Source organism: Enterococcus sp. 10F3_DIV0382 (assembly GCF_002140245.1).
Taxonomy (GTDB): domain Bacteria; phylum Bacillota; class Bacilli; order Lactobacillales; family Enterococcaceae; genus Enterococcus_B; species Enterococcus_B lactis.
This window is the reverse complement of sequence record NZ_NGMF01000001.1, coordinates 60,994-74,971: the sequence shown is the minus strand read 5'-3', so window position 1 is coordinate 74,971 and position 13,978 is coordinate 60,994. Positions and strand designations below refer to the sequence as shown.

Annotated in this window: 15 protein-coding genes and 1 other annotated feature; of the genes, 14 read left to right on the top strand and 1 reads right to left on the bottom strand. The window is 40.0% G+C overall.

Translation table 11 applies throughout. From position 1 onward, the window contains the following. Positions 1–152 precede the first annotated feature (152 nt). From A5849_RS00350 to A5849_RS00295, 12 genes are all read left to right on the top strand, one after another. Positions 153–680, top strand: a complete 528-nt coding sequence (locus A5849_RS00350) for a dUTP diphosphatase (protein WP_002310457.1) — start codon at positions 153–155, stop codon at positions 678–680. Positions 681–742: 62 nt separating this feature from the next. Continuing rightward, on the top strand, positions 743–2,113 hold the full coding sequence (radA, locus tag A5849_RS00345) for a DNA repair protein RadA (RefSeq protein WP_002310456.1): 1,371 nt from the start codon (positions 743–745) through the stop codon (positions 2,111–2,113). Between the two features lie 33 nt (positions 2,114–2,146). Continuing rightward, a complete protein-coding gene (locus A5849_RS00340; protein WP_002287448.1) occupies positions 2,147–3,304 on the top strand; it encodes a PIN/TRAM domain-containing protein in 1,158 nt (385 codons plus the stop codon). A gap of 169 nt (positions 3,305–3,473) precedes the next feature. Beyond that, positions 3,474–4,934, top strand: coding sequence for a glutamate--tRNA ligase (gene gltX, locus A5849_RS00335; protein ID WP_002293095.1), 1,461 nt, complete (start codon positions 3,474–3,476; stop codon positions 4,932–4,934). Then, positions 4,931–5,171: a binding site (T-box leader), on the top strand. It overlaps the preceding gene by 4 nt. An 82-nt stretch (positions 5,172–5,253) precedes the next feature. Beyond that, positions 5,254–5,790, top strand: coding sequence for a serine O-acetyltransferase EpsC (gene epsC, locus A5849_RS00330; protein WP_002293094.1), 537 nt, complete (start codon positions 5,254–5,256; stop codon positions 5,788–5,790). Further along, positions 5,787–7,199 (top strand): cysteine--tRNA ligase, encoded by a 1,413-nt coding sequence (gene cysS, locus A5849_RS00325; protein ID WP_002310455.1) that lies wholly within the window; start codon positions 5,787–5,789, stop codon positions 7,197–7,199. The genes epsC and cysS overlap by 4 nt, the downstream gene beginning before the upstream one ends. Next, the gene (locus A5849_RS00320; protein ID WP_002316867.1) at positions 7,196–7,591 is read left to right on the top strand and encodes a Mini-ribonuclease 3; all 396 of its coding nucleotides are present in this window, start codon (positions 7,196–7,198) and stop codon (positions 7,589–7,591) included. The genes cysS and A5849_RS00320 overlap by 4 nt, the downstream gene beginning before the upstream one ends. Next, the gene (gene rlmB, locus A5849_RS00315) at positions 7,584–8,444 is read left to right on the top strand and encodes a 23S rRNA (guanosine(2251)-2'-O)-methyltransferase RlmB (protein WP_086309874.1); all 861 of its coding nucleotides are present in this window, start codon (positions 7,584–7,586) and stop codon (positions 8,442–8,444) included. Before A5849_RS00320 ends, rlmB begins: the two co-directional genes overlap by 8 nt. Before the next feature lie 3 nt (positions 8,445–8,447). Beyond that, positions 8,448–8,978, top strand: a complete 531-nt coding sequence (locus tag A5849_RS00310) for an NYN domain-containing protein (RefSeq protein WP_002293089.1) — start codon at positions 8,448–8,450, stop codon at positions 8,976–8,978. A gap of 76 nt (positions 8,979–9,054) precedes the next feature. Continuing rightward, complete coding sequence (locus A5849_RS00305) at positions 9,055–9,633, top strand: sigma-70 family RNA polymerase sigma factor (RefSeq protein ID WP_002310450.1); 579 nt, start codon at positions 9,055–9,057, stop codon at positions 9,631–9,633. Positions 9,634–9,747: 114 nt separating this feature from the next. Continuing rightward, positions 9,748–9,993, top strand: coding sequence for a Veg family protein (locus A5849_RS00300; protein ID WP_002287434.1), 246 nt, complete (start codon positions 9,748–9,750; stop codon positions 9,991–9,993). A 92-nt stretch (positions 9,994–10,085) separates the two neighbouring features. Continuing rightward, on the top strand, positions 10,086–10,532 hold the full coding sequence (locus A5849_RS00295; RefSeq protein ID WP_002310449.1) for a GNAT family N-acetyltransferase: 447 nt from the start codon (positions 10,086–10,088) through the stop codon (positions 10,530–10,532). Positions 10,533–10,589: 57 nt separating this feature from the next. Here the strand turns inward: A5849_RS00295 and mscL are convergent, their stop codons facing one another. Beyond that, complete coding sequence (gene mscL, locus A5849_RS00290) at positions 10,590–11,051, bottom strand: large conductance mechanosensitive channel protein MscL (RefSeq protein ID WP_002310448.1); 462 nt, start codon at positions 11,049–11,051, stop codon at positions 10,590–10,592. A 252-nt stretch (positions 11,052–11,303) separates the two neighbouring features. On the opposite strand from mscL, the gene yfmF reads away from it, so the two are divergent. Both yfmF and yfmH read left to right on the top strand, forming a co-directional pair. Beyond that, entirely contained in the window at positions 11,304–12,572 is a 1,269-nt protein-coding gene (gene yfmF / locus A5849_RS00285) for an EF-P 5-aminopentanol modification-associated protein YfmF (RefSeq protein ID WP_002310447.1), read from the top strand. Next, positions 12,565–13,851: an EF-P 5-aminopentanol modification-associated protein YfmH gene (gene yfmH, locus A5849_RS00280; RefSeq protein ID WP_002320446.1), complete on the top strand. Its 1,287-nt coding sequence runs from the start codon at positions 12,565–12,567 to the stop codon at positions 13,849–13,851. The genes yfmF and yfmH overlap by 8 nt, the downstream gene beginning before the upstream one ends. Positions 13,852–13,978 lie beyond the last annotated feature (127 nt).

The window sequence follows — 13,978 nt, the reverse complement described above, 5'->3', positions numbered from 1 at the left end:
TAGTTTTTTTGTACAACTTGCAGTTGTTCGGTAAAAGAACGCGTTAATGGTTGACTTTAGGATAGCAGAATTTCTTGAAGAATTTGTAAAGAGAGTCTTTTATAGCCTCGAATATGTTAGAATAGGAGTAGTTTATTTAGGGAGGAAAACCGGTGAGAAAAAGAGGATTTGAAGTTATTTCTAAATATAAAGAGCAAAATATCAATCTACCGCAGCGCGCTACACATCATGCTGCTGGCTATGATTTTGAAGCAGCAGAAGAGGTCGTGATTCCAAGTATCTGGAAAGCAGGCTGGAAAAAAGGATTGGAAACAATCGCAGATGCATTGAAAAAAGACGTATCAGAAAATGAAAAACAGTTAAAACCGATCCTTGTGCCTACTGGGGTCAAAGCCTACATGGGAGAAGATGAATTTTTGCAGCTTGCTAACCGTTCAAGCAATCCGTTGAAGCGGTTTTTAGTGTTGACGAACGGCGTAGGTGTGATTGACAGTGATTATTACAATAATGAGGCAAATGAAGGACATATCATGTTCCAATTCACCAACTTTGGTTTCAAGGATGTAGTGATCAAGAAAGGTGAGCGTATCGGTCAAGGGATCTTCTTGCCATTTTTAAAAGCAGATCAAGATCAAACGACTGCTCAACGTCAAGGCGGATTTGGTTCTTCCAGTAAATAAAACGATAAAGAAATTTAAGCTTGATTTAATGTCTCATGGTTAGAATAAGAGGAGGCGGTACAATGGCAAAAAAATCAAAAGTACAATTTGTTTGCCAAAATTGCGGGTATGTGTCGCCTAAGTTCTTGGGACGCTGCCCAAATTGCGGAAAATGGAATACGATGGTCGAAGAAATCGAACAAGATACAACAGACCGCAGAACGCGGACAAGTTTGACAGGAGAAAAAGCGAAACCAACAAAAATCGCAGACGTCGTCCCTAAAAAAGAACCTCGGGTCAAAACGAAATTAGAAGAACTGAACCGTGTGCTAGGTGGAGGCGTGGTTCCGGGATCCATGGTCTTGATTGGTGGAGATCCAGGTATTGGTAAATCTACTTTGCTGTTACAAGTTTCTCAACAATTAGCAGCCATAGGCGGGAAAGTCTTGTATGTATCCGGCGAAGAAAGCGCAGAACAGATAAAATTACGCGCGGAGCGCCTCGGAAGTATCAACACAGAATTTTATCTATACGCTGAAACAGATATGAATGAAATCAGTCGTGCCATCGAACATATCTCCCCTGATTATGTTATTATTGATTCCATCCAAACGATGACGCAGCCAGACATCACAAGTGTGGCAGGAAGCGTCAGCCAAGTAAGAGAAACCACTGCAGAATTACTCAAAATCGCTAAAACGAATGGAATTGCCATTTTTATCGTCGGTCATGTTACGAAAGAAGGTTCGATCGCCGGTCCAAGAATGTTAGAGCATATGGTGGATACAGTGTTATATTTTGAAGGTGAACAACATCATAGTTTCCGAATTTTACGAGCGGTAAAAAACCGATTTGGCTCAACGAACGAGATTGGGATTTTTGAAATGCATGAGCATGGATTGGAAGAAGTCGCTAACCCTTCACAGATTTTCTTGGAGGAACGCCTAGACGGTGCGACTGGCTCTGCTATCGTTGTAGCAATGGAAGGAACACGCCCAATTTTGGTAGAGATCCAAGCATTAGTCACACCTACTATGTTCGGAAATGCTAAGCGAACAACAACAGGTCTTGATTTCAATCGTGTATCTCTAATCATGGCAGTGCTGGAAAAAAGAGCTGGACTACTTCTTCAGAATCAAGATGCTTACTTAAAAGCTGCAGGTGGGGTAAAATTAAATGAACCAGCGATTGATTTAGCTATCGCTGTCAGTATTGCTTCAAGCTACAAAGAAAAAGGAACACAGCCGACGGAATGTTTCATCGGTGAAATCGGACTGACTGGAGAAATCAGACGTGTCAGTCATATTGAACAACGGGTCAAAGAAGTCCAAAAACTCGGCTTCACAAAAGTTTACCTGCCTAAAAACAACTTAGGCAACTGGGAAGCGCCAAAAGGAATCGAGATCGTTGGAGTAGCAACTTTGGCTGAAACGTTGAAGCGTGTGTTCCACTAAATAATAAATGATTGTCGAAACGGAGGAAAAACGATGCAAAAACGTGTCATTACGTTGCTGATGATCATTGTCGGCGCAAGCTTGGGTATTTCATTTTTACCCTCAGCTTGGCAGGCAATCGGTCAACAGTCAAATGGGTGGCTGAATAATACATTTACCAACAGTTTGTTAGGCGCACTTATTTTCTTTTTATTATCTTTGCTGTTGGCCAAACATATCTCAGCTATTATCAAACAAGTAGAACAAAAACTAAGCGAGGTCAGCTTGACTTATCTTCTCTTCGGTGCGATCGGTGCGATCATCGGATTGACTTTAGGCGTTGTGATCTCAACCCCTCTTTACAATATGGAAATTCCATTCGTCAATAGTGTATTGCCGATTTTACTGATGATCATCTTAGGTTATTTGGGATTGAGAATGGGAACGACACGAATCGAAGAATGGAAGAAAGTCTTTGGTTCACGAAGCAAAAAAATCGAGCAAGAAACAGCTAGCCAAGTGGAGAGCCAACTGTTAGAACGAAAATCAGGAGAAAATTTCCATAAATATAAAATCTTGGATACAAGTGTGATTATTGATGGTCGGATTTATGATATTACAAAGACTGGATTTTTAGAAGGAACCTTGATGATCCCTAATTTTGTTCTTTACGAACTACAATACATCGCGGACTCAGGGGATAGTTTGAAACGTGTGCGTGGTCGTCGCGGATTAGATATCCTAAATGCTTTGCAAAAAGAAGAAGGTATATCTGTCGAAATGTACGATGGAGACTTTGAAGATATCAGCGAAGTAGACAGCAAGTTGATCAAATTAGCCAAGCTTTTAGACGGTGTCATCGTAACCAATGACTATAACTTGAATAAAGTCTCTGAATTCCAAAATGTACCTGTTCTTAATATCAATGCGTTGGCAAATGCCGTGAAACCAGTCGTCATTCCTGGCGAAACGATGAATGTTCTAGTAGTAAAAGCCGGAACAGAACGCCAACAAGGGGTAGCCTATCTTGATGATGGCACGATGGTTGTCGTAGAAGATGGACAGCATTACATGAATGAACGTATCGAAGTTGTTGTGACAAGCGCTCTTCAAACAGCTGCTGGACGCATGATCTTTGCTAAACCTGCCCATGCAGGACGAGGGATCGACAATAAAAAAGAGACAGAGAAAAAGACAAAACAATCAAAATAAAAAAGAAATTCAGCCAACTGGTAAGGAAATTCAACCAGTTGGCTTTACTATTTACCTTAGAAAAGGTAAAATTTGTGCTGAGTGGCTTTAAATAAATGATATTTGAGAAGCCGTAACTGACGGAATTTTTACTGTTAGTCAAAGTCTAGTTTGAAAGAAGAGGAAGAAAATGACGAAAGTACGCGTACGCTATGCACCAAGTCCAACTGGGCACCTGCATATTGGAAATGCAAGAACTGCATTGTTCAATTATTTGTTTGCCCGCCACAATGATGGAGACTTTATTATTCGTATTGAGGATACTGACCAAAAACGTAATATCGAAGATGGCGAAAAAAGCCAGTTGGAAAACCTTGCTTGGTTGGGAATGGATTGGGATGAATCTCCTGAAAATCCTGGAGAATACGGCCCTTACCGTCAATCTGAACGTAAAGAAATCTATCAACCGCTGATTGATCAGCTGCTTGCTAGCAATCGAGCATACAAATGCTATTGCACAGAAGAAGAATTAGAAGCAGAACGGGAAGCACAACGCGCAAGAGGAGAAATGCCTCATTACGCAGGAACATGTGCGAACTTGACACCTGAAGAACAAGCAGAAAAAGAAGCACAAGGTCTAGAATCTGTTGTACGTTTCCGTGTGCCTCGCAATACAGAATACGCATTTACAGATATGGTAAAAGGCGCTATTTCGTTCGAATCCGATAATATCGGCGGCGACTTTGTCATCCAAAAACGCGATGGTATGCCAACCTATAACTTTGCTGTTGCGGTCGATGACCATTTGATGAAAATCACTCACGTTTTACGTGGAGATGACCATATTGCCAATACACCAAAACAACTGATGATCTATGAAGCATTTGGCTGGACGCCACCAACATTCGGACATATGACGTTGATCATCAACAGTGAAACAGGCAAAAAACTAAGCAAACGTGACGAATCAATCTTACAATTTATCGAACAATATCGCGAATTAGGTTATCTACCAGATGCAATGTTCAACTTTATTGCATTATTGGGCTGGTCACCTGTGGGCGAAGACGAAATCTTCGAACACCAAGAATTGATCAAAATGTTCGATCCAAAACGCCTAAGTAAATCACCCGCAGCTTTCGATGCGAAAAAACTGCAATGGGTAAACAACCATTACATCAAAGCAATGGATCTAGATGCATTTACTGACATGTGTCTGCCTTATCTAATCGCTGACGGACGTGTAGCAGAAAACCCAGATGAAAAGACAATTGAATGGGTGAAGAAGATCGTTAGCCTGTATCAACCTCAAATGAGCTATGCTGCAGAAATCGTTGACCTGTCTACGCTATTTTTCAATGAACATCCTGTATTGAATGAAGCAGCAAAAGAAGTACTTGCTGGTGAAACAGTTCCTACTGTTCTCCACGCATTTAAAGCACAGCTAGAACAAATGGAAGTAGTAGATGCTCCAACTGTAAAAGCTGCCATCAAAGCTGTTCAAAAAGAAACTGGCGTAAAAGGGAAAAATCTTTTCATGCCGATCCGTGTAGCTGTATCAGGACAAATGCATGGCCCAGAATTGCCTGAAACGATCGAATTGCTTGGTCGTGAGAAATCATTAGCACATTTAAATCAAGTACTGAACTAAACACGATGAACAGAAAAAAGTAAGCAGCTGATCATTACAAGAGAGATGCCGGGTGGTGCAAGGCGTCAATGAATAGTTGCCGAAATGCCTCTGGGAGTGGTCTTGGCGAAAACACAGAAAACAGGAAAAACTGTTTTACAGGAAACGAAGTAGCCAAGAACGTATAACAGGCGTTAGCTGTCAGAGATAATCGTTGATTATGAAGAAAAGTGGAACCACGCGGAAAGCGTCTTTTGATAAGGAAACTTATTTAAAAGGCGCTTCTTTTCTTTATAAGCTGTTTTCCTACATAAAATACTTACGAAAGGAGTGGAAAGTCATGAGTTGGTTTGCCCGAGCGATTGATGCAGCAAAGAGAAACGATCCGGCTGCACGTTCGACAGCGGAGATCGTTTTGACCTATCCTGGTTTTCATGCCTTGTTTTGGCATCGTTTCTCTCATTTTTTATATCAGCATCGGCTCTTTTTATTGGCGAAGATCAATGCTCAATTTTGGCGTTTCCTGACAGGTGTTGAAATCCATCCAGGAGCAACGATTGGAACAGGTGTGTTCATCGACCATGGAATGGGGATCGTCATTGGCGAAACCGCAGAAATCGAGGATGATGTGATTTTGTTCCATGGCGTAACATTAGGCGGTACGGGAAAAGAAACAGGTAAAAGACACCCAACGGTCAAACAAGGAGCCATGCTCTCTGCGAATGCGCAGATATTAGGACCGGTAACGATCGGAAAAAACGCAAAAATCGGCGCAGGTGCCGTTGTGTTGAAAGATGTTCCAGACGACGCTACAGCAGTAGGAGTACCAGCAAAAGTCGTTCGAATCAAAGGAGAAAAAGTGAGGAGATCAGAATGATAAAAATCTACAATACATTGACCAGAAAAAAAGAAGAATTCATCCCTATACAAAAGGGACATGTCGGTATGTATGTCTGCGGACCGACTGTGTATAATTATATCCATATTGGAAATGCTCGTAGCACCATTGCTTTCGATACGATTCGACGCTATTTTGAATATCGAGGCTATAAAGTCGATTTCGTATCGAATTTCACGGATGTAGACGATAAAATCATCCGTACAGCAAACGAATTAGGCATCACAGCACCAGAAGTCGCTGATCGTTTCATCCGAGCATTTGAAGAAGATACGAAAGCGTTGAATGTCGAGCCTGCTACACTTCATCCAAGAGTCATGGACCATATGCCAGATATTTTAGCATTTATTCAAGTGTTGGTTGAAAAAGGCTATGCTTATGAATCTTCAGGTGATGTGTATTACCGTACCCGTAAATTTGAAAACTATGGGAAATTAAGTGACCAATCCATCGATGAATTGGAAGTCGGCGCAAGTCAGCGTACTGGTGAAGAACAGCAGCAAAAAGAAGACCCATTAGATTTCGCTTTGTGGAAACAAGCAAAACCAGGCGAGATTTCTTGGGATTCACCATGGGGCAAAGGGCGTCCCGGTTGGCACATCGAATGTTCCGTCATGGCGACAAAACATTTAGGCGAAACAATCGATATCCATGGTGGTGGGCAAGATTTGGAATTTCCTCATCACGAAAATGAAATCGCACAAAGTGAAGCGAAAACAGGGAAAAAATTCGCTAATTACTGGATGCACAATGGCTATGTAACGATTGGCGAAGACGATGAAAAAATGAGTAAATCTCTAGGGAATTTCATCACTGTACATGAAATGATCCAAAACGTTGATCCACAAGTCTTGCGTTTCTTCATGGCGACCACACAATACCGTCGTCCGATCCGTTACAGTGAAACGACGATGAAAGAAGCAGCCACCAATTTACAACGACTGAAGAATACGTTTGACAATTTGAAATTCCGCCAAGAAACTGCCTCAGAGAATTTGGCAGATGATGCGGATAAAATCACTTTGTTAGAAAATTTGGAACAGCGATTCATCGAAGAAATGGATGATGATTTTAATGCAGCAAATGGGATCACAGTGGTCTATGAGCTTGCTAAATGGCTGAACACTTATCTAGACCAAGCGGAAGTTTCTGCCGCTGTCTTGGCACAGGGAGAAGCTTTATTCTCGCAATGGCTTTCGATCTTCGGTATTTTATTTACAGCAGAAGAATTATTGGATGAAGAGATTGAACAATTGATCGAAGAACGAAATCAAGCAAGAAGCAATCGTGATTTTGCCCGAAGCGACGAAATCCGTGATTTGTTGAAAGAAAAAGGGATCTTATTAGAAGATACACCCCAAGGAACCCGATGGAGAAGAGAAGCATGAGAGATTACACACAATTGAACGGTTTAGCCCTGGCTTACGTGGGAGATGCGATTTACGAAATCTATGTTCGTGACCACCTGATCAATCAAGGAGAAACAAAACCCAATAAGTTGCATCGTGCGGCAACGAATTATGTTTCTGCAAATGCACAAGCTTTTTTGATTCAGCAAATGCTGGAGGAACATCTCTTGACAGAAGAAGAAGAGCTTTATTATCGCAGAGGAAGAAATGCCAAAAGCCATACGAGTGCAAAAAATGCTGATGTTACGACTTACCGGGTCGCAACAGGATTCGAAGCACTGATGGGCTATCTGCATTTGACAAAACAAACCGAGCGGATGGAAGAATTGATCCGCTGGTGTATTCAGAAAGTTGGTGAAAAAAATGGGTAAAGAAAGAACAAACAAACATCAATCGAAACGTGGATTTGAAGACAAAAAACAAAATAGATATCCAAATAAAAAGCGAACTGGACGAAATCAGTCAGTTTCTGATCAAAACGAAGAAGCATTAGAAGATAATTTCGTCTTTGGACACCACGCCGCAGTAGAAGCGCTACAACAAGGGCGAGGGAATAAACTCTTTCTTCAAGAAGATTCACGAGGAGAAAAAGTAGAAGAACTGAAAGAAATCGCACGTGAGCAAGCTGTACCGGTCAAATGGGTCCCTAAACAAAAGTTAGAAACTTTGAGCGATCATGGCGTGCATCAAGGAGTCGTTCTTGCGATTACACCTTATGAATATTTATCCCTTGACCAACTGATTGAACGAACAAAAGAGAAAAAAGAAGCCCCCTTCTTTTTGATTTTGGATAGCATCGAAGATCCACACAATTTTGGGTCGATTTTACGGACAGCAGACGCAAGTGGCGTCGATGGTGTGATCATACCAAAACACCGAGCAGTTGGAATCACGCCTATCGTAACAAAGACTTCCACTGGTGCAGTGGAATATGTGCCTGTTGCACGTGTGACGAATTTGGTACAAGCTGTGCAACAGCTCAAAGAGACAGGATTTTGGGTATTTGGCACAGATATGACCGGCACAAACTTCCAAAAATGGAATGCCAAAGGATCCATTGCTTTAGTCATTGGTAATGAAGGCAAAGGAATGAGTCCAGGATTGAAAAAAGAAATGGATGAATTACTGACGATTCCAATGACTGGGCACGTCCAAAGTTTAAATGCCAGTGTTGCCGCTGGATTGCTGATGTATCAGGCTTTTTCCCAACGTCAGGGGGAGTAGGTCATGAAAAAACAGCTGTTGATTGTAGATGGCTACAACATGATCGGTTCGTGGCCGGAACTGGTCCAGCTTAAAAAGCAGGACAAAATGGCAGATGCAAGAGAAGCTCTTTTGCATCGTTTATCAAATTATGCGAAATATGAAGGACTGGAAGTCATCGTTGTCTTCGATGCTCAATTAGTACCAGGCATCCAGCAAAATTATAGGAAATATCAGTTGGATGTTGTTTTTACGAAAGAAGATGAAACGGCTGACAGTTATATCGAAAGAATCGCTGGGCAGCTGAATGATCGTTTGACACAAGTAACAGTGGCGACAAGCGATCTAGCAGAACAGTGGATGATTTTTTCTCAGGGGGCGTTGCGGACTTCTGCTTATGAATTATATAAAACGATTAAAAAAACGGAAAAAACAATAGCCCAAGAAAATAAAGATATGCATTTTGTTGATTTCCGACGTAATTCTCCGTGGAATGAAGAGCAGTTAAAAAAATTGTCCCAAAAATTGGACGATTTAATGAGAAAAAATAAATAACATATCGTTCTAATCAGTTCGATGAATCATTGATGATAAGATTCCTCCATAAACGAATTTATGGAGGAATTATTTTATGTCTGAGGAGTTATTGCGCGCTGCACGTAATGGTGACGAAGAAGCATTTGCTGCCCTGTATCAAAAATATTTTCCACTCTTACTACGTTTGAAAAACACTTATTATTTAAGAAATTATGTTACTGAGGATTGGGAACAAGAAGCGAGGATCGCTTTATATCAGGCATTGAGAACTTACGAAAAAAGCAAAGGAGTTAGCTTTGGAAGTTATTATAAAAGTATTATAAGCAATCAAATTTATTCTTTATTGAGAAAACAGAACGCGCTGAAGCGCCGCGACCAAAAAGATGAAGTCTCGATCGACCAAAAAATAGAGACAGAAGGACCAGATTTTTTAGCAGAGATTACCTTGCAGGAACCTTTAGCGATTCAGCATCTTTTGTTAAAAGAAGCAATCGAAAATTGCGAGATCCGATTTTCAAAAAAAGAAGCACAAATTTTTCATTATTACATGCAAGGGGTTGATTTTGCGGAGATGGCTGAATGGTTGTCAATGGATCACAAGCAAGTGATGAGTGCATATGGAAGGGTAAAACTCAAAATAAAAAAACACTTGAAATTTTATAATGAGGAATAATTTAGAAAAATCTTAATGAGCTTCTTATTTATTTTTATTGCATTTCTTTTTTTTTTATGGTAAACTTGAAAATTTTAAAAATATGTGGTATAGTTGGCAGTAGAGGTGAACTGTATGCCAACAACTTTAGCTTCAATCAAGAAAGATTTAGAAGGTCGTATCGGCAGCCCAATCATGTTGGTTGCTCAGACAGGAAGAAAGCGTCAAACAGAACGCCGCGGCGTTTTAACAGAAACCTATCCTTCAGTATTCGTTGTTGACTTGGATCCTGAAGAAAATTCTTTTGAACGAGTATCTTACAGCTATTCAGATGTACTTACTCGAACAGTTGAGATCGAATTTTTAACTGAAGCAGTTTAAAAAGCAAACGAGCCTGAGATTCGTAAGGTTCGTTTGCTTTTTTGTGTATGAATCGGTATGCTAATAATAAAAAATTAGGAGGCGTTTACTTAGTGGAATATCAGGTAAAGAAATTTGAAGAATTGTCGACAGCAGAGTTTTATGCAATCGTCAAAGAACGGATTGCAGTCTTTGTTGTGGAGCAACAGTGCCCTTATCAAGAAGTTGATGATATCGATGGACAAGCTTGGCATACGTATTTCCAAGATACTGATGGGAAGATCCTTGCCTACACGCGGGTATATGAAGAAGTAGACAGCATCCATTTTGGTCGCGTTCTTGTTCATCAAAATAACCGTAAAGACGGCTTAGGAAGAAAGATTGTCCAAGAAACGATCAACATGATCCAGAAAAAATTTCCAGAAAAACCAATTGTGATCGGTGCACAAGAATATCTACAGGCCTTTTATGAGTCTTTTGGATTCAAGGCAACCTCAGATGTGTATTTGGAAGATGATATTCCGCATATCGACATGAAAAAAGAACAGGTAACAAGTTAAGAATCTAAAAAAAGAAAGCCGACACTGAAAATCGGCTTTCTTTTTTTAGATTCTTCATTATTTAGAAGTATCTGAAAGATTTGTTTGCTCTACCGGATGCGTATTGTCTTCTGCCACTTGTTTGGCAAGAAGATCGCGTATGTCACTAAGATAATCTTCTGCAGTAGGTGCTTCTTCCACTTCTTCTTCTGCTTCTTTGGCGCGTAAATTCTTCGCACGGTTTGCCGCTTTGACAACTAAGAATAAGACAAAACCAGTAATCAGGAATGTAATGATAGCACTAATAACGTTACCAAACGCAAATGTGACACCTTTTGTCGGCGACCAGTCAAGAATTGAAAGTGCTCCTTCTAAATCAGAAGTTCCTGTGATCATAGCGACAATCCAACCAATTAGCGGAGTGATTAATCCTTGCACCACTTGGTTTACGATACTTGTAAACGCACTCCCGATAACAACACCGACAGCAAGATCCAAGACATCTCCACGCATGATGAACTCTCTGAATTCTTTTATCATGAATGACCCTCCCTTCTTTTGTATGTCTTTAGTATATCGAAAAATAAAAAATAAAAAAACGATATACGCTTTTAGCTGTCTGTCCCTTTTGATAAAAAACTTCTATGCTATACTATAAAGTGTAACATCATTTAGAAAAATCGGCGAATTGTCTGAACTTATATATATTTCAAGCAGATGCATAAGTAAAAAAGGCTGATTGTCCTACTAAAAGAGTAAGGGGCAATCATCTATGAAAAGGAGCATATAAATATGGTGTATCAATTGGCAGAAGGCGTGAATCTTCATGTCTTACCAACAAAACAATACAAAACGATTCGGATTTTTATCCGTTTTACGGCACGTCTGCAACAAGAAGTCATTACAAAACGTTCACTACTCAGCAGTATGTTGGAAACAAATAGTTTGAATTATCCGGATCAGACAAAGTTAAGTGCGAAACTTGCTGAGCTTTATGGTGCAAGCTTCGGACTATCAGTAAGAAAAAAAGGGAACTTGCATTGGCTAAACGCAGGAATCAGCTTTGTGAACGGCGAATATGTCAATGATCCTAACCTTTTCTCTCAAGCGGTGGATTTTTTAAAAGAGGTTTTATTTTATCCAAATATCAAAAATCAACAGTTTGATCAGTTGACGTTTGACTTGGAAAAGAACAATCTGCGTCTCTATTTGGAAAGTTTGAAGGAAGATAAACAAACTTTTGCTTCCTATGCACTGCAAGAACTTTATTTTGAAAACAGCCCGGAACAAAAAATCCCAAGTTTAGGCGTAGTGGAAGAACTAGACAAAATCACTGCTCGCTCACTAGCGGCTTACTATCAAGAAATGATGGCGAACGATCAAATTGACATTTTTGTTGTCGGCGATGTTGATCCGGACAAAGCAGCCGAAGCTGTTGGGCAATTACCATTTGAGCCGCGTGAAACAGCTCATCCAGAATTGTTTTATACTCAGCCTCAAGTGAATATCGTCAAGGAACGACAAGTCCGTGAGCCAATTGTTCAAGCAAAGCTGAATCTAGCTTATCAGACAAATGTGTATTATGATGAGCCAGAACGTTTTGCGCTAATGGTCTTCAACGGTTTATTTGGCGGGTTTCCTCACTCCAAACTGTTCATGAATGTGAGAGAGAAAGAAAGTCTAGCTTATTATGCCTCTAGCAGCGTGGATACATTCCGAGGGTTCATGAGTGTCCAGACTGGTATCGACGAAAAAAACCGAAATCAAGTACTTCGCCTGATTCACGAGCAATTAGAAAGTTTGCGAAACGGTGAAATAACAGATTTGGAACTAGCTCAGACAAAAGCGATGCTAAGAAACCAATACCTGCTTTCTCTAGACTCTCCGCAAGCGGCAATCGAAGCTTCTTTTTTGGACAGCTGGCTGCCGGAAACAAAATTATCTGATGAAGAATGGTTGAAACGTATGGAGAGTGTAACGATCAAAGAGATACAACAAGTAGCTGAGCAAATCGAATTGCAAGCAATCTTCTTTTTAGCAGGAGGAAATGCAAATGAATAAAACAGAATATGAGCAAATCAATGAAACGCTTTATCATGAAGTACTGCCAAACGGTTTGACCGTGTATTTGTTACCTAAAAACGACTATCACAAGACATATGGTTTGTTCAGTACGAATTATGGTTCGATCGATAACGAATTTATTCCTTATGGTGAAAAAGAAAAAGTGAAAGTCCCAGATGGCATCGCTCATTTCTTAGAACACAAGCTGTTTGAAAAAGAAGACGGTGATGTCTTTCAATTATTTGGACAGCAAGGTGCTTCCGCTAATGCTTTCACGAGTTTCACGAAAACTAGTTACCTGTTCTCTACGACTGATCAGGTAGAAAAGAATCTGACGACCCTGATCGACTTTGTACAAGCACCTTACTTTACAGAAGAAACTGTAAACAAGGAGAAAGGAATCATTGGTCAGGAAATCCAAATGTATGAAGACGACCCTAACTGGCGGATGTTTTTTGGTATCCTAAATAACTTGTATCCTACACACCCGTTGCATATCGATATTGCGGGCACGGTTGAAAGTATCGACAAAATCACAGCTCAAGATTTGTATACGTGCTATCGGACGTTTTATCAGCCAAGCAATATGGTTTTATTTGTAGTTGGTAAGATGGAGCCTGAGAAATTGATGAAACTTATTCGGGAAAACCAAGAAGAAAAAAATTTCCCGCCAAAGCAAGAAATTGTACGTTATTTCCCAGAAAACACAAAAGAAATCATCAAACAAAGTGCATTGGAAGCAGCCATTACACGAAATAAATTTGTACTTGGTATTAAAGGATTAGACACATTGCCGCAAGAAGGAACAGAACTACTACGTTATAAAACAGCTATTAATCTGTTGTTCCAAATGATTTTAGGTAATACTTCTCGAAACTATTTAGCTATGTACAATCAAGGAATTATCGATGACAGCTTTGGTTTTGAATTCAGCTTGGATCGTGAATTTCACTTTGCGGACTTCAGCGGAGATACGGATGAACCAGAGAAAGCAGCAGAAAAAATCAAAGAAATCATTCTTGGATTCGCTGATGATCCTGAAGTGTCAGAAATGAATCTCGATTTGCTGAAGAAGAAAATGCTTGGACAGTATTTCCAATCATTGAATTCAATCGAATATATTGCTAATCAATTTACGCAAAGTTTATTTGGTGATCGAACATTATTTGATCTTCCTGAAATCATCGATTCGATCCAAATGAAAGACGTACTGGTAGCTGGAGAAGCATTTATAAGTGAAGAGGCCTTCAGTGAGTTTTATATGAGACCAAAATAAACCAGTGTTTTATGGAGAAAAGTCTTAAATTTCGTTTTAGACTTGTAGCAAGAACCTCCTCCAAAACCAGCTTTTATGGTATTCTTAGATGTGTTGGAAATATTAATGAGAAAATAAAACAAATCAT